We start from the raw sequence: 23,984 nt of genomic DNA on the forward strand, positions 1-23,984 counted from the left end.
CCGTTTCTGTCTGTGTTAGCTGATGTCCTGGCCGTTGCTGGCGATCACCTTCTGATACCAGTGGTAGGATTTCTTCTTGTAGCGGTTACCGGTGCCGCTGATGCTGTCATCCAGATCGACGTAGATAAAGCCGTAACGTTTACTCATCTCCCCGGTCGACATGCTGACCAGATCGATGCAGCCCCACGGGGTGTATCCCATCAGCTCCACGCCGTCGTCTATCGCTTCTGCCATCGCATCAATGTGCTTACGCAGGTAATTAATGCGGTAGTCATCGGCAATGTTAAAATCGGCATCCGACTTGTCCACCGCGCCCAGACCGTTTTCCACAATAAACAGCGGTTTTTCATAGCGGTCATACAGCTGGTTCAACGCGATACGCAGCCCCACCGGGTCGATCTCCCAGCCCCAGTCGCTGGCTTCAAGGAACGGGTTACGCGCCCCGCCCAGCAGGTTGCCGCTGGCCGCCGCCGCATCCGGGTCGGTGGCACAGGTGGTGGAAGACATGTAGTAGCTGAAACCGATGTAGTCGACGGTGTGCGCTTTGATCAGCTCAAGGTCGCCCGGCTGAATATCCAGCGTGACGCCGAGCGACTGCCACAGCTTGCGGGCGTAATACGGATATTTACCGCCCGCCTGCACGTCAGCACAGTAGTAGTTGAATGACTGGTTTTCCTGCATTGCTGCCAGCTGGTTCAGCGGATTGCAGTCATAGGCATAGTTGGTGGCAAACAGGATCATGCAGCCCATCTGGATCTGCGCGTCAGTGTCATGGGCGATTTTTACCGCCAGAGCGCTGGCGACAAACTGGTTATGCCAGCCCTGGAATTTCGCCTGCGCTTCCAGCGCACCGGTTTTCACCGTCAGACCCTGGCTCATCATCGGGAAATGCGCCGCACTGTTGATCTCGTTAAAGGTCATCCAGTACTTCACCTTGTGGCCAAACCGTTCCAGCACCGTGCGGGCAAAGCGCTCAAAGTGACCAATCAGCTCACGGTTCTTCCAGCCGCCGAACGCGGTCGCCAGATGCAGCGGCATTTCATAGTGGGAAAGGGTGATCACCGGTTCAATGCCGTGGGCGATACAGGTATCAATGACTTCAGCATAGTGACTGAGGCCCGCTTCGTTCGGCTGCTGCTCGATACCGTTCGGATAGATGCGCGTCCAGGCAATGGAAAAGCGATAACATTTGAAACCCATCCCGGCAAACAGGGCAATATCTTCGCGGAAGCGGTGATAGTGGTCGATGCCTTTGTGGTTGGGATAGGTGTAGCGGGCTTCATCCAGCGTGAAGTCAAACTCCGGTGCGGCAACAATGCTCAGGCGCTGCTTGCCGCCCGGAATGGCATCGACAATCGACAGACCCTTGCCATCCACATCATAAGCCCCTTCAACCTGATTGGCCGCCGTTGCGCCGCCCCACATAAAGCCCTGCGGAAACCTTTCTTTCATGCCACTTTTCCTTAAATGATACCGATAGTTAGCGGAGCCGCAGCCCGGCCGCCATGCGATGACCCGACTTCAGCGCCGCCCGAACGGCAGAAATAGTAGAGCAAAAATGACGGGGATAACAGCACTATGAAACCGATTGCAGAAAAGGGACTGGCTGCGCAAGTACGGCATCGCCTGGGCGGGTTATGCCACCCTCCCGGTGTTTTCCACACAGTACCGGCCGGGGTTAACCCGCGTAAAAAGGGAAAAATGTTGAGGAAATCAGCATATTGGTGCAAACATCGACAGTTGGCTGCCTGCGATGATATTTCGCGTTGACACCCCCTGCCGCGATGATTACTATGCGCCTCGTTCAAACGATTCCTCTGTAGTTCAGTCGGTAGAACGGCGGACTGTTAATCCGTATGTCACTGGTTCGAGTCCAGTCAGAGGAGCCATATTTAAAGAAGCCCGCTCAGGGAAACCTGAGCGGGCTTTTTGCTTTCATCAGGCTACTGCTTCAGATTCACCGTGCTGGCTTCACCCTTCATTCCCGTCCCTTGTCAGTGTTTCCTGGCACACTAAAGCTGGCTACCTGACAGGCGTTACATCGGCCCGTTGAACCTGCAGCGGCAACCGGACGGTAATCATACGGGTACGGTTCTGGTTACAGGATAACTTACCGTTCAAGTGCAGCAAGAATGACGGCTTCCATTTTCTCTGGCGTGGTGAAGGGTGCAAACCGCTTGAGGGGTTTGCCGTCACGCCCGATCAGGAACTTAGTGAAGTTCCACTTGATCCGTCCACCCAGAACGCCGGGCAATTCGTTTTTAAGATAACGAAACACCGGGTGCGCCGCAGCACCGTTGACCTCTACTTTCTCAAACATCGGAAAGCTCACTCCGTAGTTAATATGACAGGTCTGGGCGATTTCGTCGGCGTCGCCGGGTTCCTGCTTACCAAACTGGTTACAGGGAAAACCAAGCACCACCAGCCCCTGCGCGGCGTACTTCTTATAGAGCGCTTCAAGGCCCGCATACTGTGGCGTGAAGCCGCAATGGCTGGCGGTATTCACCACCAGAACCAGCTTGCCAGCATAATCAGCCAGAGAGCTGAGCTGCCCCCCCAGGCGGGTAGCGGTAAGTTGATGAAAGGTGATCATGTCGGCCCCCTCAGAGCAGATTTACTAAGTTGAACGAATAGCCTGAAACCCATTTTCAGGCTTCCATTAGTCTGGAAGACAAGAATTCAATAAAACGCTGAGTCCTGGCAGGCGTCAGTCGCGTTTCGGTGACGGCATAAATGCTGACGGCTGACCCTTTCCACTCAGGAAGCACACGCATCAGCTGGCCGGAAGCCAGATCGTCCGCGACAATCTTCTCGGGAAGCAGGGCAATACCCTGATGTTTCAGGGCGAGAGTACGGATCATCCCAACGCTGTTGAGCGTAAACCTGCCATGAACGCCCACCTCAACCTCTGCCTTACTCTTACTCTGCTGCAAGTGCCAGGTCGGAACCTTCGTCATGCAGAGGCATTCGTGCGCCGCCAGATCCGTCGGTGTGGCAGGCGTGCCAGACGCCCCGATATAGTCGGGGGACGCATAGAGATAGCGCGAATGCCGCCCGATCAGGCGAGCGATCAGACCCGAGTCTTCCAGTTTACCCATGCGGATCGCAACATCGAACGGTTCAGTCACCAGATCGACACGGCGCGGAGTCAGGTCGAATTCAAACCGGATGCCGGGATAGTGTGCGGCGAAATCGGCGATGAGCGGTGTGAGATAAAGCGTGGCGAAATCGACAGGCAGCGAAATCCGCAGGGTCCCGCCCGGCTGCTCAAGCATCTCGCCCAGCTGCTCATGCACAAGCCGGGCCTCCTCGACGATAGGTTTGCTGCGCGCATAGTAAAGCTGCCCCGCCTCGGTCAGCTCAATCTTACGCGTTGTGCGATGCAGGAGCCTCAAACCAATCGCCTTTTCCAACGCACTGATACGGCGTGACAGGGTGGAGTTAGGCATGCCCACGGCTTCTGCTGCCTTGCGAAAGCTCCTGGCCCTCGCGACCTCCACAAACAGTGCCATATCATTCAACAGCTCCATTTGATTGCTCCATATATGGAATTCTGTTTTCAAATATAGTGTATTTATCCCGAAATCGGAATGGTAGAGAGTAGATGGTGCTTTCAACCCAGGGCCCCCCCCGTATGAATCCTGTATTCACACTGGAGCATGGGGGAAGCCACACACTGACCGGCCGACAAAGGATATTAAATAATGGCTCAATCACCTCAACGTGCGACCGCTGCGGATATCAACGCGCCGGAGAGAAAGAAAATTCTGGTCGTCGGCGCAACAGGCTTCCTCGGTGCCAAGATTCTGTACCACCTCGCGGCTGATAAAAGCGCGGCCGTCGTTGCCATGTCGCGAAAAGGCCCCCCCGCAGCTGGGGATGCCTGCATCGAATGGGTTCGCGGCGATATGATGGACCCGACGTCGCTGGACCGCGCCTTGCAGGGCGTTGACGTTGTGGTCAGCTCGGCGAACAGTTATATGAAGGGCAGCCTCGATACCGACTTTCAGGGCAACAAAAACCTCATCGAGGCCGCTGCGCGGGCAAAAGTGAGCAGACTGGTTTTTCTCAGCATTGTGAGCTGTGAAAGTGCGTCTGCAGTCCCTCATTTCCACGCCAAGAAAGTGGCTGAGGACCTGATCAAACTGTCAGGCGTGCCGTACGTCTTTGTGCGAGCGCCCTCGTTTCTCGACCAGAGTACGGATTTTATTGCCAGGGCCGTGAAAGCGGGGAAATTCCAGGGTGCAGGGGATAAGAGCACTCGCTGGTCCTACGTGCTGACGGATGACCTTGCCTCCTGTCTGGCGAAGGCGGCGATCTATCCAGGCAGCGACATTATCAACCAGACGATCGATGTCGGCTGGCGTGACGGTCCGAAGAGCCAGCAGGAGCTGGCCGCTATCATCGCTGAGGTCATCAACAAGCCTCTGAAGATGCAGATCATTCCCTGGTGGTTACTTCGGGTGGCCGCACGGCCGGTCAGGCTGTTTTCCGCACTCGGGTATGATCTGATCCAGATGTTCCTGTTCTTCAGAACGGGGCGTTATGTCTCGGACATCTCCAGGCAGGAGGCGTTCTTCGGACCCGCTCCGTCAGCGCGCGAGGCGATCACGCGGTGGGCACGCAATCAGCAGCTTATTCCCTGAGTCGCAGAGGCAGGCAATGCCGTGATGAGGCGACGTGGTCACAGGCTTTCACGGTCAACAGGCTCGGGGCCGCGAAATGCCCGCCGCCACTCGCTGGGGCTGACGCTAAACTTCGCTTTAAAACTCTGGCGAAACGAAATGGGAGACTGAAAACCCGACAGCGCCGAGACGCTTTCAATGCTCCTGTCCGTGGTTTCCAGCAGTTCCTGGCTTCGTTGCAGGCGCTCCGCATTCAGCCATTCTCCCGGCGTTGTGCCGGTTGCCCGGGAAAAATGACGCGTCAGCGTGCGTCTGCTCATACTGACAAATCCGGCCAGAGAGTCGAGATCGTGCGGCTTATCCAGATTGCGGCGCAGGTACTCAATCAGTTCGTTGATTTTGCTGTCCCGCGTCGACACCGGCACCGGGCGCTCAATAAACTGCGCCTGTCCGCCTTCACGGTAAGGGGGAACGACCATCCTTCTTGCCACCCGGTTAGCCACCGCCGAGCCGTAATGATCGCGAATGATATTCAGGCAGCAGTCAATACCGGCGGCGGTCCCGGCGGAGGTGATCAGGCGTTCATCGCTGGTATACAGCGAATTACTGTCCAGATGAACGGCAGGAAATCGTTCAGTAAAGTCCTTTTCGAACTCCCAGTGCGTGGCCGCACGATGGCCATCAAGCAGACCGGCGTAGGCCAGAACATAGGTCCCTAAACACAGGCCGACCACCTCCGCGCCACGTTGCCAGGCCTTTCTCAACGCCTCCAGCAATGCCTGCGAGGGCCTTTCGTCCGGGTTATTCCAGTAGGGAATAATAATAATGTCCGCCTGGTCAAACAACGCCAGACCCTGTTCAACATGGATGGACAGCCCGATATCAGACAGGACCACACCCGGCTTTTCAGCGCAGATCGCCACGCGAAACAGATCCGGCTGCGGCATGGACTGACCAAAAATAATACAGGGTACGGAAAAGTGAAACGGACTGAATCCGGCCGTGGCCATCACGGCGACCGTCAGTGCAGACATAACGTTAACCTCACTGTAAATCATCACCACCGAAAGGCCGCTGACACACGCCGGCCCCGGGATAACGGAGGGGCAACCGGACTGATAGGGTCCCCCGCCGTCAAGGGACCCAGCTTATCAGAAAACCAGCGTCTCACCGTCAGCGGGGATCAGAACCTTATCCCCGATGCCGTGCTCCAGGGTGTACTCCCGCAGCTCGGCGCGGGTCAAAAGGCAGTGGTTAACCGATTCCATATGTGAAGCAACGAGCGTGGCCGTTGGCAGCATTTTCAGCGTGCGCAGCGTGTCCTCTTTCCCCATGATAATCGGGCCGTAAAGGTCGTTAACAGCATAGCCGATGTTTAACACCACAATCTCCGGCTGGAAACGCTGCAGGTTTTTTGCATAAGGTTTCACCCAGACGGTATCCCCGGCGATATAGAGCGTTTTTTCATGGTGGTGGGTGAACACCAGCCCACAGGCATCCCCCAGTAACGCCCCCATCTGCGCATCGGCGTAGAGTTCGTTACTGCCGTGCTGACCGTCCGTTTTGTAGAGGGTCAGCCCGTCAGCGAACGCATTTTCATCCTGCAGAACGCGGATGTTCTCAAAACCCTGAGAACGGACCAGCGCCGCGTCGTGCTCGTCCTGGGTGTAGATCAGCATATCTTTGGGAACCGCCTGCTGTGCCGCTTCATCCCAGTGATCGGCATGCGTATGCGTCAGGATAACGGCATCCACCGCCAGTAATTCTTCGACGGGTACCGGCAGCGCTACCATCGGATTACGCAGGTGCGGGCGGGCATTACCGGCAAACCCCTCCCAGGCTTCTTTTTCTGCCAGCATCGGGTCAATAAGAAATTTTTTACCAGCATAGTCCAGCACCAGCGTGGCATTACGGATTTGTGTGAGTTTCATAACCTGTTCCCTTCATTCATCAAATTTTCGGCCCATCAGCCCTGTCGGTAGTGTCTGAACAGGGTAGCAGCCAGTGGTCCTACTATAGGATGAGATGGAAAAGCGCCGTGACAGACTCACAGGTCATTAGTCGATGAAATCGGGTCAATCACCCTGCAGAAGATTGCGGTGGCCACGCACAGGGATGAAGAAAAGTGGCAGAGGGAGGACAGCCAGTAAAAAGGACGGTGTTACCGGGTAACACCGTCCTCCTGTACAGATGGGGCGATTGCTGCGGATTACTGAAGGCGGCAGCGAACAGCCAGTCCGGACAGGGCAAGGTCGCTTAACGCTTTCGAGGGGGCCGCACAGCCTGCAGCGATAATATGGACGTTCATCCCCTGCCCCTGCGGTGACAGCGCGGTATGCGTGACACAGTGCTGCGTCATCATACCGGTAAGATAAAGATCCGTGATGCCGCTGTCGCGTAACAGCGACTCAAGGCGGGTCTGGTAAAAGCTGTCTGCCTCTTTCTTCACCACCACCGGCGCATCACCCAGTGCCGCCGCAACCGACGGATGAATGTTCGCCCCTTCACTGTCTGGTTTGAAGAACGGCGCATCCGCAGTGGCGATATGCTGGATAGCCACGATCAGCCAGCCCTCGTTACGGGCTTTTTCAATCGCGCTCACCGCAGCCTGACAGGCTGTGTCAGCGCCCTCAAGCGGAAAAGCGCCGCCGGGGAAATAATCATTCTGAATATCAATAACGATCAGGGCATTTTTCATTTTCGGTTCCTGGTTTCGGGAGGAGTCACAGCACAGGGTTTACATTACCCGTTCACTGACGCCGCAGAAAGGTGCCCTTAAGCCAATAATCAATGGAAACGGGTCATTCTGCGTTAACGGCAGACATCCCCGCCGGGCATTTACACCGTCTGACTTAACAGCTCTGCCAGCCTGGCTTTCGTCTCCTCCGGGGGAAGCAGGGCAATATGCCTTCCCTGTGCATCCAGCGTGAAGAAGCCTTTGCATAACGCCGGCAGCGCCTGATACTGCGCATCCAGTTGCTCAGAGGCCCGGACAAAGCAGGGGTAGCCATATCTTTCAACCAGATAAGGCAGCCCAAAGGGCGACCGTAACAGTTCATATTCCTGATAGGGATAACGTGCCTGCTCCGGAAGTTTCCTGATGGCCTCTGTCAGCTTATCCATCAGCGGCGACACCTCCTCCTCGGTGGCATAATGGGCGAAGCCGCGCAGGGCGGCGAGGCGCATATCAACCATGCGCTCCTTTTTGAAAGCGGCCAGCAAAAATGCCTTCAGGTTCCTATCCGGCGGGGTTAAAGCGAAAGCGCACAAAATCTGGTTGCGACTGAAAGCGTCTTTCGATGCCTGATAAAGCGCCTCCAGATACTGCACATCCTCATCCGTTAAGGCATCCAACCGCATGTTGATCATCGCCTGACGATAAACAGGATTATCCCGGTAACCTCTTTTGCCCGCCCGTTCTCTGATGGTTGCGATATTGGTCATGCCCTTCCCCGAAAGTTAATCTTTGTGTGCCTGTGTTCACCCTACCATTTCTTGTTAACGGACTTAAGCCGCCGGTGTATCAGCGCTGAAGGAAGAGCAGGATCTCCGTCAATACCGCCTCCGGGCTTTCAAGCACGGCCAGGTGCGTTCTGGCCTGTTTCAGTCGTTTCACCTGAAAAAAATCATGCGTCTTCGCAAACCGCTGCTGCAAAGCCAGGTATTCGTCATTTCTGTCGAGAGAATAGAGATGCAGCGTCTGAGGTGGGTGAGGAAGCCTATCCAGGCGCTGCAGCGGCGAGCCGTACTGACGATAGACACCGGTGATGGTCTGCCCTGCCAGTCGCCAGAGCTGATAGCTGGATTGGGCCATCTCGGTTTTCAGATGATGGATCATGGTCGGAGAGTCGCTGTTAGCCAGCCAGCATTCACACAGCTCATCGCGGGCGGCCTGCCAGCGATTTTCATGTTGCATCGCATCGATCGAGGTAAAAAACATCGGCTCTGGCGAATTCATAATCCAGTCCAGAAAGACCACCGCAGGGATACGTTCTGGCAAACGCTCTGCCAGATCAACGGCAACCCAGCTGGCATGGGCAACAGATACCGGTATCAGCTGCGTAAGCCCCAGATATTCAATCAGTGTCAGGGCGTCTGATACTAATGCAGCGCCATCAAAATCCTCACCGTCTGTCGATGATTTTCCGTGGCCCCGCCAGTCGAGCGTGACCACTCGATAGTAAGCAGCCGCCTGTTCAGCAAAAGCGTCGAAGACGGTTTTCGGCTGGCACCAGCCCGGCATAAGGAACAGCGTAACCTCGCCCGCCCCCCTGTCCTGATAATCAATATCGCCCTGTGCCGTGTGTAAAAGAGGCATGTCATCGTCCTGTTGATCAGAGAACCTCTAAGCTATCCGATCGCACGGCAATAAAACAAGGTTTTACTTGTAATATTATAAAGGCCCGGGCGCAGGCCTTTAGCGACAACATTTTGCCTGTTATACACTGATTACCGCGTTTTATAGCGCGCTGCTGCTTCATCCTGTTTGATATCAGAGAGCAGGGCCTGTCTTGCCCCATCCAGTGCATCCCAGCGGGCCGCATTGTGCAGCGGTGGGATGGTCACGCGCTCACGGCGGTCAAAGCCCACCAGTGCGGCATCCACCATTTCCCCGACCTCCATCATTTCAGGCGCGTTACTGATATCGATACCGGCGCGCGCCCAGATCTCGGTATAGGTTCCGGCGGGCAGTACGGCCTGCACATAGATTCCCTTCGGTGCCAGCTCCAGGCTCATCCCCTGGGACAGGAACAGGACAAAGGCTTTGGTGGCACCATACACCGACATCAAAAATTCCGGGGCCAGACCGACCACAGAACTGATATTGACGATAGCACCCTCACCTGCCTGCAGAAAGCGCGGGGTCACTGCGGCGGACAGTCGCGTCAGCGCGCTGATATTCAGTGCAATAAGCGAGTCAACAGAGGCCGCCGACTGTTCGCTGAACGCGCCCGACTGGGCAATGCCAGCGTTATTGATCAGCGTCCCGATCCGCGCGTCGTCACGCAGGCGGGCTTCAACGCTGGCCAGGTCATCCGCCCGGGTCAGATCCGCCGGCAGCACGTCTACCGATACGCCGGTTTCCTGGCGCAGGCGCGCGGCAAGCTGTTCCAGCTTTGCCTGGTCGCGGGCCACCAGCACAAGGTCGTGGCCACGGCGGGCAAAGCGTTCTGCGTAAACTGCACCGATACCCGTGGATGCGCCGGTAATAAGAACTGAGGACTGTGTCATGGTTTTATTCTCTGGTTAAAAGAGGAAACAAGGCCGCTCCCGGTCAGGGGGAACGGCGAAACAGGATCGGGGCTTAACGGCCACCGTCGTTCAGTGCGGGATAGTCGGTATAGCCTTCTGCCCCACCGCCGTACAGGGTTGCCGGGTTAAGCGCTGCCAGCGGCGCGCCGGACTTCAGCCTGGCCACCAGATCCGGGTTAGCAATAAACGGACGTCCGAAGGCGAACAGGTCGGCCTTGCCTTCTGCCAGATGAGCAGCGGCCAGCGTCAGGTCATAGCCGTTGTTACCAATATAGGTCCGGGTAAAACGCTGGCGAAGTGCGGCGTAATCAAAGGGAGCGTTATCGCGCGGCCCACCCGTCGCGCCCTCCACCACGTGCAGGTAAACGATGCCAAGTGCATCGAGCTTTTCGGCCAGATAGTTGTACTGCGGCTGCGGATCGCTGCAGGAAATCGCATTCGCCGGAGACACGGGCGAAATCCTCACGCCGGTGCGGCCGGCACCGATCTCCTGACTCACGGCAGCGGCGACCTCTAACAGCAGGCGGGCCCGGTTCTCCACCGAACCGCCATACTCATCCGTACGCTGATTGGCCCCGTCTTTAAGGAACTGCTCCAGCAGGTAGCCATTGGCCCCGTGGATCTCCACACCATCAAACCCGGCGGCCATGGCGCTGGCAGATGCGGTGCGGAAATCTTCCACGATCTGCTGAATCTCGTCCTGTTCCAGTGCGCGGGGTTCAGACACGTCATAGAAACCGTTGTTAACAAAGGTTTTTGTCTCCGCGCGCAGAGCTGAAGGTGCAACGGGTGCCGCGCCCCCCGGCTGTAAGTCAACGTGCGAGATGCGCCCCACGTGCCAGAGCTGCACGAAGATGTGCCCGCCCGCGGCATGAACCGCATCAGTGACCTTACGCCACCCGGCAATCTGCGCTGGCGTGTAGATACCGGGGGTATCCTGATAACCCTGTGCCTGGGCTGAAATCTGCGTGGCTTCGGTGATCAGCAGCCCTGCCGAGGCCCGCTGGGCGTAATACGTCGCAGCCAGCTCAGAGGGGACCAGGCCCTTACCGGCGCGGTTACGGGTTAAAGGTGCCATCACAATATGGTTCGTCAGCGTGACAGGCCCAAGAGGATAAGGCTGAAAGATCGGTTGGTGACTCATGATGCTCTCCGGGACAGAGGGTGAGTGAAAGTCTGAACGTAATGATGATGATCATAATCTAAAATGTCAAACTTTTTGATTACGACCATCATCAATGTATAATGGCAGGGTGCTTTCTTTAGAAAGGAGATAAAACGATGAAGGTGTCGAAAGAGCAGGTTCGCGAAAACCGGCGGCGCATTGTTGAAACTGCCTCTGAACTGTTTCGGGAGCGGGGCTTCGATGGCGTGGGGGTGGCTGAGCTGATGTCGGCAGCAGGACTGACCCACGGTGGTTTTTACAAACATTTCGGGTCAAAAGCCGATCTGATGGCGGAAGCCATGCGCTGCGGCTTTTCACGTTCCGCGGAAAGCGTGGCGGGATCGGACCGGGAGACTTTCGTTAAATACTACCTGTCACGGCAGCATCGCGACGGGATGGGGAAAGGCTGTGTCATGTCGGCCCTCAGCAGCGATACGGCCCGCCAGTCCACCCCCATCAAAGCCAGCTTTGCCGCCGGACTTGAACATCAGCTGGCGCAGTTAACCGGTGAAAATGGGGCGGAAAGCACCGCGCGTGCCGGAACAATCGCCACTCTTGCCCAACTGGTCGGGGCCATGGTGCTGTCCCGCGCCTGCCCGGATGATTCCCCCCTGGCCGATGAGATCCTGGCAGTGTGCCAGGCCCGTCTTCTGGCTCAGGAACCAAAGTGACCGGGGGCGCTCAGTAAAAGGTCACTTCTGCCGTCCCCTCACCCAGCCCCGCTTCCAGCCCGTCGGGTGCCACGATCTTCCCCAGCGGCGTATAGCGGTAGTCTGAGGCGAAGGTCTGGTAAAAGACGACGAGGGTCTGCGTACCGTAGAGCATTATATCCCCGGCGTGGATCGTCCCGGCCCGCGCCTCGCGGGTTGGCAGTGCCTGTGCCAGTTCGGCGAATTTTTCGTTCCTGTTCAGATCGTCCATTTTCAGCGTCACCGGCAGCGTCTGCGCAAAGGCCCGTGCCGCCGGTGTGTCGCTCAGTTCAATGTGGTAAACCTGTTGATTAACCTTCATATTCACTCTCATGGTGGTTCCTTTTTCCGCGTGAGGTGTATTGCTGGCCAGCACGCCAGTCGCACTGGCTGCCAGCAGACAACCGATTAACAGTCCCCAATATTTCATGTCGCCCCCGGTGAGACAAACCGCATCCGGGAGGATGCGGCCGACCCGATTATTTTAGGTGATCGTTAAAGAACGTGGTCAGTTTAGCGAAGGGGATCAGGTCAGTACGGTCGTACAAATCCACATGACCTGCCCCCGGAACGATATACAGCTCTTTCGGCTGACCGGCGCGCTGCCAGGCATCTTCGCTGAACTCTTTCGAATGGGCGCGATCGCCGGTGATAAACAGCATCGGGCGGGGAGAGATCGTCTCAATGTCATTAAACGGATAGAAGTTCATAAACTTGCCGACGCTGCTTAACATCGGTTTTGTTGTCAGCGCTTCCTGCTGTCCTTCCGGGGTGAACCCCCCACGTGCCGTGCGGTAGAAATCGAAGAACTCGCGCTGGATTGCAGGCGTTGTCTCATCGAGCTTATTCACCGTGCCGGGAATATAGACCGTCTCTCCGCCTGTAAACTCGGCGAAGCGCTGTTCTGTGGCCGAGGCAATCACGGCCTGACGCTGTGCTGCAGTTTGAGCATGCTTCAGACCCTGACGGAACACCGAACCCATATCGTACATGCTGACCGTGGCGATCGCCTTCATGCGCGGATCAATTTTCGCCGCGCTGATGACAAAGCTGCCGCTGCCGCAAATCCCCAGCACGCCTATTTTATCCGGATCAACAAACGTCCGGGTGCTCAGATAGTCCACGGCAGCGCTGAAATCATCGGAATAGATTTCCGGTGAAATAAGGTGGCCCGGTTTACCGTCGCTCTCGCCCCAGAATGAGAGGTCAATAGCCAGGGTGACAAACCCCTGCTCCGCCAGCTTTTGCGCGTACAAATTGGAACTTTGCTCTTTCACCGCCCCCATCGGATGCCCCACCACAATCGCCGGACGTCTGTCATTCTGCCGCTGTCCCCTGGGGACAAACAGGTTACCGACCACATTCATCTGATACTGATTTTTAAACGTCACTTTCTGCCGGGTAACCTTGTCACTGGTGTAAAAGTTATCCGCGCCGTGAGACAGATCGGCGGCCGTCGCCACTGCCGAGCTGAGGATCATGCCCAGTGCCAAAAAGAATCGCTTCATCGTGTTTTCCTTCAGGTGATCGATGTTGTGCCTGCCCTTCCCCCTGCCAGACGATGACAGGCCAGCCGGGTCCGGACGCTATTCCGAGGAATAACATCAGTAAAACAGGCGTTAATGGTGAGAAGAGAACGTTATCCTTCGCGCGAGGTTATCTCTTGCTGAAAATTTTACACGACGGGTGTAGGGTAACTAGCTAATGAATACTTAATGGGCTTATAACCGCTGCTTATTAATCAAGGGCTCCGGTGGATGAAACGTAACCTCAATGACCTCCTGTACTTTACCGCCGTGGCGCGTGAAGGCAGCTTCACCCGGGCGGCAGCAAAGCTGGGCGTCACCCAGCCGGCACTCAGCCAGGCGATCTCCGCACTGGAAGCGCGGATGCAAATCCGTCTGCTGACGCGCACCACCCGCAGCGTCTCACCCACTGCCGCCGGTGAGCGCCTGCTGCAGGCCGTCGGACACCGTATTGATGAAATTGAGTCAGAGCTGGAGATGCTGACTGAATTACGCGATAAACCGGCGGGTACGGTGCGCATTACCTGCGGGCCGGATGTGTTGCGCACGACCCTGCTCCCCAGGCTGACGCCGCTGCTGCACCAGTACCCGGACATTCATATTGAATTTGACGCCAACCACGGCTTTCGCGATATCGTCGCCGACCGGTTTGATGCCGGCGTTCGCCTTGGTAATACCATTGACAAAGATATGATCGCCCTGCCGATTGGCCCGGAACTACGTATGGCGGCCGTGGCCTCACCGGATTATTTTACCCGCTATCCGATACCGCAAACCCCGCATGAACTCACGCAGCACCAGTGCATTAACCAGCGCATGGTCAGATCGGGGGGGCTTTATGTCTGGGATTTCGATCAGGACGGGGGCGATCTGAACGTGCGCGTGCGCGGTCAGCTCACCTTCAACACCTCTGAGCATATTATTGATGCGGCGCTGGCGGGTTTGGGCATTGCGTTCTTACCGGAGGAAGAGTTTGGTGCGCATATTGCTGAGGGTCGCCTGATACGTATTTTACAGCCCTGGTGTCAGCCTTTTCCCGGGTATTACCTCTATTATCCCAGCCGTAAGCAGCCATCTCCGGCCTTTTCGCTGGTGCTTGATGCCTTAAGGGGACATCGTTAACGCCTGCCTGCCGTATCGAAAGACAAAAGCGCAAAGGTTAAAGCCTGAAACCGCTTATCGCACGATGGCCTGGTGGCGTAGCCAAACGATACGCTGACATCTTCTCTCGCCCGGGTCAGCGTATCCTGTCAGACGCATGCCCCCGGTTATCCTCTGATCGCGTCATCATGCGGTAATACGTATCAACCGGTAACAGTGTCATTCACTCTCAGACTCCTTTTTCACTGGCTAAGGTATTATTACTTAACGTCATATTTCCGTTTTAATGCGATTTTCTCATCGTGTTTTTTTACGGAAAAATAAAATATTACTGCCCATCACAGTCACTTACATTAAGCCATTTTGATATTTCACTGCGCTTCTCTTAAATGGAATCAACGGTTTTACAGTTAACCACCAGGCTTATCATTATCTCTATAACCCTGTCAGAGGACGGAAAATGCCACATCAAAAACTCACACTGGCGTTGAGCACCCTTTTGTTGTCCTGTGTTATGACAGCGACACCTGCTTCAGCACGGCCACCCTTTTCTGTGACCTCTCAGCAATCGGGCTGCGACAGCCTTCAGGGGCAGAATGGGGGAAATGGGCAGAACGGGCAGAACGGCAAAGATGGGCAGAATGGCAAAGATGGCTCAGCCATCAACGGCTGTTTACAAGGAGGTAACGGCGGGAATGGGGGTAACGGTGGGAACGGGGGTAACGGTGGGAACGGGGGTAATGGTGGGAACGGGGGTAATGGTGGGAACGGGGGTAATGGCGGGAACGGGGGTAATGGAGGGAATGGAGGGAATGGCGGCGCATCTGATAACGCTGCGGGCGGGGCCGGTGGAGAAGGTGGAAATGCCGGTTCTGCCGGAGGGCGGCAGGGATTGCCAGGGTCCAGCGGAGCATCCGGTAGACTATGATGTTCATCATAACACTGCGGGGGGGACGCTCCCTGAACCGGCATTCAGCCCTCACGACGTGCAGAGGTGGCTATCCCCGGCTGTCGCCAGTGCCCTACTCACTGTCTGTGGGCATTAAACGTTTACGCGCCCGGGTGGACGGCATGCAGACAGCTCTGGCAATCGCTTCGCCGATTTCAGCACTGGCGGTGATGCCCTGCACAAAGGGGCGATCGTGCATCAGCCAGGGCAGCGCAGCAAAGGCAATACGGCCACGGGCACTCTCGGGCGAGAGCAGCGTGTAATCGTCACCCACATCGGGGATCTCATCACCGCAGGACTCAAGCTGGACGCGCAGCCTGGGAAACGGCAGGTCTTTTGTCTTCATGGATTTTTGCCCCCGGGCATCAATAAACACGTCGAACGTGACTGTTTTTCCTGCGGTCAGAATCGCTGTTTTTTCCCCGGTTACACTGAGCTGATAGTCTTCCCCCAGCGCGCGGATGCTGATGATCCCGGCCTCACGCAGTGCCAGCAGCCGGCGAACAGACTCGGAAGGGATCGCGGCATAGTTATCGATAAACACGCGGGCCAGTCCCCGGCTGAATCTCTCCCCGTCCTGCTGGTCAAGATGCGGCACAATCTCCTCCACCGCTTCATGCAGACGTAAGAGGGCATAGCGCCAGGCGACAGTGCGTCTGTCGCGCTTGTTGCGCTCAACCTCCTCCAGATTGGCCTGCGCCCACCGGAAAGGATGATGCTGATGCCGCACGGCAAACCAGGCGTCAGCAAAGCTGTCCGCGTCCAGTGACCGCAGGGCGATCGCCTGGCTCCAGTCCGGATCGGCGGCTTCAATCTCTGCCACCATCAGCCCGAAAATGCGATCGAGCAGCCCTGTCGATCCGGCCGCCACCGCCTGTTTAATCGCATCGGGCGTGACAACCGTCAGAGGTTCATACGGAATGGGGCAGTAAAAGTCGGCTTCCGGCAGGATGCCCGACCGGGACATCAGCACCATTTTTAGCGCCTCACTCCCCTTATTCAACGTGAAGGTGGTCTTCCCCCCCTCCGGTTCAGCAAAGTCTCCGTGCTGAACCGCCACCGCCATCGCCGCATCAATACCGCTTAACGACGCACCCATGATGCCGATGTGGCAGGCGGGAATGGCCGCATCCATCAGACCTGACCACGGGCTGGGGAAGAAGGTGCGCGTCGCCTCACTGTCATCCGGCCAGACGTGGCCGGTGGCCACCACGGCCAGCTCAAACTGTTGCGGGCTGGCTTGCTCCCCGACCCAGATCTGCACGCCTTCAGGCATCGCCTGCAGATCGGTTACCGGACAGCGTTCCAGCACCTTCACCTCAAAGCCCTGCTCTCTGGCAGCGGCCACAATGGCCAGAAATTGCGCACGGAAGTACTCACCGAGCAAAATACGCGGCAAAAACTGTCTGACATGCAGCGTATCGGGATTAACACCGTAGCGGGTCAGCGCGCTGTCGCTCTGCGTGCGTAACCAGTCAAGGTAAGTCATAAACAGGGGGGGGATTTCTATGCTGGCGATATTGGCCAGCATCATTCGCGAATTCTCTTCATCGCTGTAAGGCATCCCCACCCCGGCCTCGTCCGCCTGCTCGTACACCGTAACAGACAGGGGAACAGCCTGTTTCAACAGCGAATATAACGTATAAATCCCCGTGGGCCCGGCGCCGATTATTGCGACCTTTTTCATTAATACCGCTACCTCGTCAGGGTTGTCTTATCCATTTCATCAACGTGATGACACATTGTCCTCGCCCCGCCGCTGTGCGGTAAGGCTGGCGGGGCGGAAACGTCCGCCCATGCTCTCGATCAAGTTTACTCAAGGATGGCCGTTTCGCCCGTCCGCTGCGCTTAAATGAAGAAAACGTCTGACAACAGGCCCCCGCTAGCGGGGTGCCCACTCCACCCGGTTGCGCCCCTGCCGTTTGGCCTGGTATAGAGCGATGTCGACGCGCTTAAGCAGTTTTTCCAGTCGCTCATTCTCTCTTTTTTGCGCCACGCCAATGCTGACCGTGATGCGGATAACATCGTCAATGATCAATGCCTGGGTACGCTTGAGAATATCACGGGCCAGCGCTTCAGCCTGTTCCGGCGAAGCCGTTTGCAGAATAACCGCAAACTCTTCCCCGCCGATTCGGGCCGCGATAACGTTATCATCGTATAACGACGCCAGCATTGCACCGAACTGCCTGAGTACCTCGTCCCCCTGGTCATGTCCGTAGCGGTCATTCACTGATTTGAAATGATCAATATCGACTAAAAACAGGGAGTAATTCACCCCGCGCAAATCCAGCAGCACGTTGGAAAAATAGCGGCGGTTGGGTAGCTGCGTCAGCTCGTCACGAAACGAATCAATGCTGACGTCGGCGTAGCGGTCATTAATATAGTGAACAATGTGATAAACACCGACAGACACGCAGAGCATTCCACTCAGTTGGGTAATATCCTCAATGTAATAGCCCACCCAGGCGGGCTGAATAATCACTTCATCCATCAAATCAAAGGCTGCTGAAATAATCCAGACGATCAAGCCAGTGTTCATCCAGCGGCGTAAACGCGGCTGTACCGATAGCCGGTTAAAGCTGTAAAGAATAAAATTGAGAATGCCGAACTGCATTCCGTCAAATAACCATCCGGGTTGCTGTATCCAGTGTGTTTCGCCTGATTTAGGCAGAAACAAGGCCAGATTGAACACCATTACCAGTACACTCAGTGCGGCGGAAAACAGCAGCGGCACCAGCAAATTTTTCCGTGATTCGCTTTTGGTAAAAAGTCCGTCTTCATATTTCGCGAATGGCATGTTCACCCCTGAAAATAGCTAAAATAACTATCATTACCCTCTGAAATTGAATACCGACACTCTGATTAAATTACACATTAGTCATGCCGGGTGCGAGCCTCATTTTTTCTGCCTCCTCGTGCGGCAGGGCCAGCCGGCTTCCGGGTCAATGACATTAATAAGTAGATATCCGTCACACTTTTAAAAAAGAGCGCCGCCCTTCCTTTTTACTCTGTCAAGTTCGCGGCGGGCCTGCCGTTAAAACGATCAGGCTCTTTTTATGAGTTTATGCCGCCAGCCCGAATGTTCCCCATGAACCCTGTTTGGCTACTGTAATCAGGTCTGCTGACTGAATCCATTCAGCTTAACAAATTTATGTTCATTACTGCTCATATCAAGGCCGAACGCTTAACTTTTCGTCGATTTTTCAGGGGTGTCAATTTATGCAATTCAAAAATACAACCGTCCGGACCCAGCTGACCCTGGGCTTCGGCGTGTTAGTGGTGATTGTGCTTGCCGTCGTCATTCTCTCGATGAACTCGCTCAGTAACGCCAATGACCGCTTTAAAACCCATGTACAACAGGTCGCAGCGCGTGAGTCCTCCGTCAACCTGATCCTTAGCGGCGTCAAAGACAGCTCGCTAAGTCTTTATGGCCTGGTGCTGGTCAGCGAAGCCGCAGATATTGAGGCCGGTAAAAAACAGGTCGCGGCAGCAGAAGACAAAACGGCCACGGCACTGAAACAGCTGCAGGCGGCGGTGACAAGGCATACTGACGTTACCGATCAGGACCGGCAGTTTGTGGCCGCCATTGCCCGTGCCGAAGAGGCATATCGCCCTGTTGCTCATAACATCGTTGAGCTGGCGCTGGCAGAAAAGAAGGCAGAAGCCATTGACCGCATGAACCGGGAACTGCGCCCGCAGTTAACCCAGTTACTCACCTCAGCCAACCAGTATCTGCAATACAGCACCGAACGCGCGGACGAAAGTCTGAACACCGCTGAGGCGGCTTACCAGCAGACCCGGATCATCTTTATCGCTATCAGCCTGCTGGCGCTGACGCTGGCGGTGATCCTCGGGGCGATGATCATCCGTTCGCTGTTCCGTGCGCTGGGCGAAGAGCCCGCGGTGTTAGGCCAGGTGGTGCAGCGCATTGCGCAGGGCGACCTCAGCCAGGTGAACGGGGCCAGTACGGCACCGTCCGGCAGCGTGCTGGCGGCTATCGGTGAAATGCAGGAGAAACTGCATCAGCTTATCAGCCAGGTCGCCAACTCTGCCGAAAGCATTGTTTCTGCCTCCAGTGAAATTACCCTGGGCAATGAGGACTTAAGCCGCCGCACGGAGGCCCAGGCCTCGTCGCTGGAGCAGACCTCCGCCAGTATGGAGCAGCTGACCGCCACGGTTAAACACAACGCCGATAATGCCCATCAGGGGAATCTGATGGCAACCAACGCCTCCGACGTCGCGCAGCGCGGCGGTAACGTGGTCGAGCGCGTGGTCACCACCATGCACGACATCGCCAGCAGCTCCGGCAAAGTCACGCAGATTATCACCGTGATTGAGAGCATTGCCTTCCAGACCAACATTCTGGCACTGAACGCCGCGGTGGAAGCCGCACGCGCCGGGGAACAGGGTCGCGGGTTTGCCGTGGTCGCGGGCGAAGTCCGCATCCTCGCCCAGCGCAGCGCCACGGCCGCCCGGGAAATTAAAAATCTGATCGACGAATCGGTTGATCGTATCAATACCGGTTCTAAGCTGGTTGACGAAGCTGGCAGCACCATGCAGGAAGTGGTGAACGCGGTGAAAGGCGTTAACAGCCTGATGGCTGAAATCACCCTGGCGTCCAGCGAGCAGCATACCGGTATCGACCAGGTGAACAAAGCCGTGGTCAATATGGATGAGGCCACGCAGCAGAACGCCGCACTGGTTGAAGAGAGTGCCGCCGCTGCCGCCAGCCTGAAACAGCAGGCGTATTTACTGCTGGAGGGGATCTCTGCGTTCGATATCTCCCGTGCCGGTCGTCTCAGCGACACAACAGCGACCCTGCGCTAAGGAATTGCGATGAAACTCTCCTGGGCTTTAACGCTGGCTGCCGTGGTCACCTCCACGGCAGTGGCCAGCAGTGACACGATTACCATCGGGCTGATCACGAAAACAGACACCAATCCGTTCTTTCTGAAAATGAAGGAAGGGGCGATGCTGGGGGCGACGGTGCATGGCGTCAAACTTCTGACGGCAGCGGGCAAAGAAGATGGCGATTATCCGGCACAAATCCTGGCGATCGAGGAAATGGTGGCCGCCGGGGCCACCACCCTGCTGATCACACCGAGTGATGCAAAGGCGATTGTGCCGGCGCTGGACGAAGTGCGTGCCAGAGGGGTTCAGGTGATCGCCCTGGACTCCCCGACTGACCCGATATCGGCGGTAGATGCCCTGTTCGCCACGGATAACTACAAAGCAGGCGAGCTTATCGGCCAGTATGCCAAAGCCGCCATGCCGCTGAAATATCCCGGTCAGCCGCTGAAAATCGCCATGCTGGACCTCTCTCCCGGTCACTTAGTCGGGGCAAGACGCCATAACGGGTTTATGACCGGGCTGGGCTTACCGGCGGTAGGAGCAGATTCCAGCGAGCTGTCGGTGACGCCTGAAACGGTGTGTGCCGGGTTCTCGCAGGGGGCAGAACAGCAGGGTTATGAAGTGATGGCCAGCTGTCTGAAAAGCCATCCTGACATCAACCTGGTGTATACCATCAATGAACCTGCGGCGGCCGGGGCCTATAAGGCGCTGCTGGAGGCAGGCAAAGAGAAGAGCGCGATGATTGTCTCCGTGGACGGCGGCTGTGCCGGGGTGAACAACGTGCGGGCCGGTAAAATTGCCGCCACGGCGCAGCAGTACCCGCTGACCATGGCGGCGATGGGCGTTGACGCGGCGGTGGCCTGGGCCCGTCACGGTAAAAAAGCCTCTGGCTATGTGGATACCGGCGTGACGCTGATCGCCGATAAACCCATGCCGGGTCTGGCCAGTAAAGACACCCAGGCCGGGCTGAACGCCTGTTTTGGGGCGAAATAACCCTTATCAGCCCCCCACAGCTTCACTGGCAGGGCCCGGCATTCCGTCAGGATTTTCGGGCCCGACCTCCCGTTGTATTGAAGGGCCAACCTTCTGTTCCGGTCGGCCCGAGGGTCGCCGCCGACCCACGGAGACCCAACGCCCCTTTCCTCACGCTGCCGCTACCCCAGGCGGCTGGCAATCAGCCGCAGCTGTTCAGCAATCTGCTTCAGATCCTGCTGCTGCTGCCCGGCCGCTGTCGTCGAGTTACGCACCACCAGACGGGCAGGCAGGATCGAGGAGGAACGACTGTGGTCGTCATCGCTGGCCTGCAGGATACGCTGCACCGCCTCTTTTCCCTGTAAGTCCAGGTCCAGCGACACCGTGGTCAGCGCCGGGTGGAAAAACGCGCTCTCGTAGGTATCATCGTACCCCACCACCGACACCTGCCCCGGCACCGCAATGCCCTGCTGATGCAGCGCGCTAAGTACGCCGAGCGCCATCTGATCGTTGCCCACCAGCAGTGCGCTGAAGTGCGGATTTTCCCGCATCAGCTGTAAAATGCCGCTGTAACCACTCTGTGCGTCCCAGTTGCCGTGGATCACGCTGACGGGTTCCAGCCGGTAGCTTTCCAGCGTGTCCAGCCAGCTCTTCAGCCGCAGCCGGGCAGAGACAGACTGTTCCGGCCCCGCCAGCAGTGCAAACGCGCGGTGCCCCTGTTCATAGAGATACTTCACGCTGGCGCGGGTGCCGTCCGCCGGATTAAACGAAACGTTAAACACTGAGCAGTACGGGTCAACATCCAGGAACAGACAGAGGATGTCCTGGTTCTCCTCAACGATGCGCTCTGCGCAGGCGGTGTCCAGCGGGACGTTGATAATCACTTTATCCACCAGCTGCGACTTCAGTTCATTGATCGACTCCTGCAAACTTTGATTGACGTTCTCATCAATCATGGCGATCAGCACCTGATACCCCGACACGTTGGCGTAACGCTTGATCGCCGCCGCCACCTGAGAGGGGGCATGCAGGGCCAGGGAAGTGGTCACCAGACCCAGCGTCGTGCTCTGCTTCCCGACCAGCTGCTGTGCCAGCCGGTTGGGCACATAACGCAGCGCCTCTATCGCCTTTGTTACCTTGCTGCGCGTCCCTTCCGAGACATTCGCCGACTTATTCAGCACTCTGGAAACCGTTTGATATGACACCCCTGCATGGCGGGCGACATCCTCCAGAGTGGCGCTCTTTGATTTCATGTTTCTCTTCCCTGTTAACCGATGGACAAATTGTATCACAAGGCCAGTAACGCTCAGGTTAACCCGGTCACACTGTCAGGAAATGACAAATAAGTATGACGTTCACATTTGATATTTGGTGATCAATCTCACCAATCGTTACAATTTACGCCTAAATACTTGCAGTAAATCACACAATTTCGACACTCCGTTTGCGCACCTCTCGTCAGCGGGCGTTTACTGTCGCCATCGTGTGAACGTATGACAAATATAAACAGAGGGTGACATGAACACAAGACTAACGGCGACCGCGGTCGCACTGGCGGCCACACTGACTTCTCCTGCTTTCGCAGCCATCGACAATATCGATTTCCACGGCTATCTGCGCGGTGGCGTGGGCGTCTCGCGCGACGGCGGCATGGAGGAGTGGCAGAAAAATAAAATTGGTCGTCTGGGTAACGAAGCTGACACCTACGGTGAGATTGAGCTGGGCAGTGAAGTGTACAAAAAGGACGACGTCAGTTTTTATGTCGACTCGATGGTCAGCATGTTTTCCGACGGCTCCAACGACAATGAAACCACCTTAGGTGACGATGCGCAGTTCGGCCTGCGTCAGCTCAACCTGCAGATCAAAGGGCTGATCCCCGGCGATAAAAACGCGGTGATCTGGGGCGGTAAACGCTATTACCAGCGCCATGACCTGCATATTATCGATACCAAATACTGGAACATCTCCGGCTCCGGTGCCGGTATTGAAAACTACACTTTAGGGCCGGGGGCGATTTCCGTCGCGTGGATCCGCGGGGATGCCAACGACGTTGACTACCGTGCCGACGGGGATAACGACGTCAATATCAACTACCTGGACGTGCGCTACGCCGGTCTGAAGCCGTGGAGCGGGGCGTGGACGGAGTTTGGCATCGATTACGCCATGCCGAACCCGACCAACAAGCAGAAAGAGTACGGTGAGCTGTACGACGCGGAAAATGGCGTGATGCTGACCGGTGAGATCAGCCAGGACATGTGGGGCGGCTATCAGAAGCTGGTGCTGCAGTATGCCAACAAAGGACTGGCACAGAACATGATCTCCCAGGGCGGCGGCTGGTATGACATGTATAACGACACGCGTGATGCCACGGGCTACCGCGTGATCAATACCGGCCTGCTGCCGATCACTGACCGCCTGTCGCTGAATCAGGTCATCACCTGGGGCGCGGCTGACCACGTCACCGCGTTCACGGATAAGAGCACCCTGCTCTCTCTCGTCGGTCGCGCGCAGTATCAGTTCACCGACTATGTGCGCGGTATCGGTGAAGCCGGTACGTTTATGCAGAAAGACCAGAATAAAGACGGCAGCGACTACAAACAGGCCGGACAGAAATATACCCTCGCTCTCGGTCTTGCCGCCGGTCCGGAATTTATGTCACGCCCGGAGCTGCGTATTTTCACCTCATACCTGAACGACTCCGAGCAGGGGAACAGCTTCCAGGACGGTACCGCCAGCAACACCTGGAACTTCGGTGTGCAGGTTGAAGCCTGGTGGTAATGCACGACTAAACGCCTTCATCATCATTGGATAAACACTGGATCGCTTATTGGGATAACCGTCACCGGTTATCCC

At 56.6% G+C, this 23,984-nt stretch carries 22 protein-coding genes and 1 tRNA gene; 8 read left to right on the forward strand and 15 right to left on the reverse strand.

What is annotated here, in order from left to right; genetic code table 11:
- Positions 1-15: 15 nt before the first annotated feature.
- Complete coding sequence (locus tag IFU29_RS03575; protein WP_191932692.1) at positions 16-1,452, reverse strand: glycoside hydrolase family 1 protein; 1,437 nt, start codon at positions 1,450-1,452, stop codon at positions 16-18.
- Between the two features lie 361 nt (positions 1,453-1,813).
- Here IFU29_RS03575 and IFU29_RS03580 point away from each other — a divergent pair.
- Positions 1,814-1,889 (forward strand) — tRNA-Asn (locus IFU29_RS03580).
- A 221-nt stretch (positions 1,890-2,110) separates the two neighbouring features.
- Here IFU29_RS03580 and IFU29_RS03585 read toward each other — a convergent pair.
- Both IFU29_RS03585 and IFU29_RS03590 read right to left on the reverse strand, forming a co-directional pair.
- Positions 2,111-2,593, reverse strand: a complete 483-nt coding sequence (locus IFU29_RS03585; protein ID WP_191932693.1) for a glutathione peroxidase — start codon at positions 2,591-2,593, stop codon at positions 2,111-2,113.
- A gap of 55 nt (positions 2,594-2,648) precedes the next feature.
- Positions 2,649-3,530, reverse strand: coding sequence for a LysR family transcriptional regulator (locus tag IFU29_RS03590; RefSeq protein WP_191932694.1), 882 nt, complete (start codon positions 3,528-3,530; stop codon positions 2,649-2,651).
- Positions 3,531-3,704: 174 nt separating this feature from the next.
- Between IFU29_RS03590 and IFU29_RS03595 the strand changes: the two genes are divergently transcribed.
- The gene (locus tag IFU29_RS03595) at positions 3,705-4,646 is read left to right on the forward strand and encodes an SDR family oxidoreductase (protein ID WP_191932695.1); all 942 of its coding nucleotides are present in this window, start codon (positions 3,705-3,707) and stop codon (positions 4,644-4,646) included.
- Positions 4,647-4,684: 38 nt separating this feature from the next.
- On the opposite strand, the gene IFU29_RS03600 is transcribed toward IFU29_RS03595, so the two are convergent.
- From IFU29_RS03600 to IFU29_RS03630, 7 genes are all read right to left on the reverse strand, one after another.
- Positions 4,685-5,659, reverse strand: coding sequence for a GlxA family transcriptional regulator (locus IFU29_RS03600; protein WP_191932696.1), 975 nt, complete (start codon positions 5,657-5,659; stop codon positions 4,685-4,687).
- Between the two features lie 117 nt (positions 5,660-5,776).
- Entirely contained in the window at positions 5,777-6,556 is a 780-nt protein-coding gene (locus IFU29_RS03605) for an MBL fold metallo-hydrolase (RefSeq protein WP_191932697.1), read from the reverse strand.
- Positions 6,557-6,834: 278 nt separating this feature from the next.
- Complete coding sequence (locus tag IFU29_RS03610) at positions 6,835-7,323, reverse strand: isochorismatase family protein (RefSeq protein ID WP_191932698.1); 489 nt, start codon at positions 7,321-7,323, stop codon at positions 6,835-6,837.
- Between the two features lie 140 nt (positions 7,324-7,463).
- Entirely contained in the window at positions 7,464-8,069 is a 606-nt protein-coding gene (locus tag IFU29_RS03615; RefSeq protein ID WP_191932699.1) for a hypothetical protein, read from the reverse strand.
- A 79-nt stretch (positions 8,070-8,148) separates the two neighbouring features.
- Complete coding sequence (locus IFU29_RS03620) at positions 8,149-8,943, reverse strand: alpha/beta fold hydrolase (RefSeq protein WP_191932700.1); 795 nt, start codon at positions 8,941-8,943, stop codon at positions 8,149-8,151.
- A gap of 131 nt (positions 8,944-9,074) precedes the next feature.
- Positions 9,075-9,857 (reverse strand): SDR family NAD(P)-dependent oxidoreductase, encoded by a 783-nt coding sequence (locus IFU29_RS03625; protein WP_191932701.1) that lies wholly within the window; start codon positions 9,855-9,857, stop codon positions 9,075-9,077.
- Between the two features lie 73 nt (positions 9,858-9,930).
- Positions 9,931-11,022 (reverse strand): alkene reductase, encoded by a 1,092-nt coding sequence (locus tag IFU29_RS03630; protein WP_191932702.1) that lies wholly within the window; start codon positions 11,020-11,022, stop codon positions 9,931-9,933.
- A 137-nt stretch (positions 11,023-11,159) separates the two neighbouring features.
- On the opposite strand from IFU29_RS03630, the gene IFU29_RS03635 reads away from it, so the two are divergent.
- Positions 11,160-11,714: a TetR/AcrR family transcriptional regulator gene (locus tag IFU29_RS03635; RefSeq protein WP_191932703.1), complete on the forward strand. Its 555-nt coding sequence runs from the start codon at positions 11,160-11,162 to the stop codon at positions 11,712-11,714.
- Between the two features lie 10 nt (positions 11,715-11,724).
- Here the strand turns inward: IFU29_RS03635 and IFU29_RS03640 are convergent, their stop codons facing one another.
- Complete coding sequence (locus IFU29_RS03640; protein ID WP_244633609.1) at positions 11,725-12,162, reverse strand: cyclophilin-like fold protein; 438 nt, start codon at positions 12,160-12,162, stop codon at positions 11,725-11,727.
- Positions 12,163-12,211: 49 nt separating this feature from the next.
- Positions 12,212-13,240, reverse strand: a complete 1,029-nt coding sequence (locus IFU29_RS03645; RefSeq protein ID WP_191932704.1) for an alpha/beta hydrolase — start codon at positions 13,238-13,240, stop codon at positions 12,212-12,214.
- A 249-nt stretch (positions 13,241-13,489) separates the two neighbouring features.
- Between IFU29_RS03645 and IFU29_RS03650 the strand changes: the two genes are divergently transcribed.
- Positions 13,490-14,380, forward strand: a complete 891-nt coding sequence (locus IFU29_RS03650) for a LysR family transcriptional regulator (protein ID WP_191932705.1) — start codon at positions 13,490-13,492, stop codon at positions 14,378-14,380.
- Between the two features lie 620 nt (positions 14,381-15,000).
- A complete protein-coding gene (locus tag IFU29_RS03655; RefSeq protein ID WP_191932706.1) occupies positions 15,001-15,405 on the forward strand; it encodes a hypothetical protein in 405 nt (134 codons plus the stop codon).
- On the opposite strand, the gene IFU29_RS03660 is transcribed toward IFU29_RS03655, so the two are convergent.
- Entirely contained in the window at positions 15,382-16,995 is a 1,614-nt protein-coding gene (locus IFU29_RS03660; protein ID WP_191932707.1) for an FAD-NAD(P)-binding protein, read from the reverse strand. The genes IFU29_RS03655 and IFU29_RS03660 overlap by 24 nt on opposite strands.
- Positions 16,996-17,190: 195 nt before the next feature.
- A complete protein-coding gene (locus IFU29_RS03665) occupies positions 17,191-18,105 on the reverse strand; it encodes a GGDEF domain-containing protein (RefSeq protein ID WP_191932708.1) in 915 nt (304 codons plus the stop codon).
- 422 nt (positions 18,106-18,527) lie between these two features.
- Between IFU29_RS03665 and IFU29_RS03670 the strand changes: the two genes are divergently transcribed.
- Both IFU29_RS03670 and IFU29_RS03675 read left to right on the forward strand, forming a co-directional pair.
- Complete coding sequence (locus tag IFU29_RS03670) at positions 18,528-20,135, forward strand: methyl-accepting chemotaxis protein (RefSeq protein ID WP_191932709.1); 1,608 nt, start codon at positions 18,528-18,530, stop codon at positions 20,133-20,135.
- A 9-nt stretch (positions 20,136-20,144) separates the two neighbouring features.
- The gene (locus IFU29_RS03675; protein ID WP_191932710.1) at positions 20,145-21,152 is read left to right on the forward strand and encodes a substrate-binding domain-containing protein; all 1,008 of its coding nucleotides are present in this window, start codon (positions 20,145-20,147) and stop codon (positions 21,150-21,152) included.
- A gap of 161 nt (positions 21,153-21,313) precedes the next feature.
- Here IFU29_RS03675 and IFU29_RS03680 read toward each other — a convergent pair whose 3' ends face one another.
- Complete coding sequence (locus IFU29_RS03680; protein ID WP_191932711.1) at positions 21,314-22,384, reverse strand: LacI family DNA-binding transcriptional regulator; 1,071 nt, start codon at positions 22,382-22,384, stop codon at positions 21,314-21,316.
- Between the two features lie 265 nt (positions 22,385-22,649).
- On the opposite strand from IFU29_RS03680, the gene IFU29_RS03685 reads away from it, so the two are divergent.
- On the forward strand, positions 22,650-23,909 hold the full coding sequence (locus IFU29_RS03685) for a maltoporin (RefSeq protein WP_191932712.1): 1,260 nt from the start codon (positions 22,650-22,652) through the stop codon (positions 23,907-23,909).
- Positions 23,910-23,984 lie beyond the last annotated feature (75 nt).

This window comes from Erwinia persicina, assembly GCF_014838825.1.
In the GTDB taxonomy this organism is placed as follows: Bacteria; Pseudomonadota; Gammaproteobacteria; order Enterobacterales; family Enterobacteriaceae; genus Erwinia; species Erwinia persicina_A.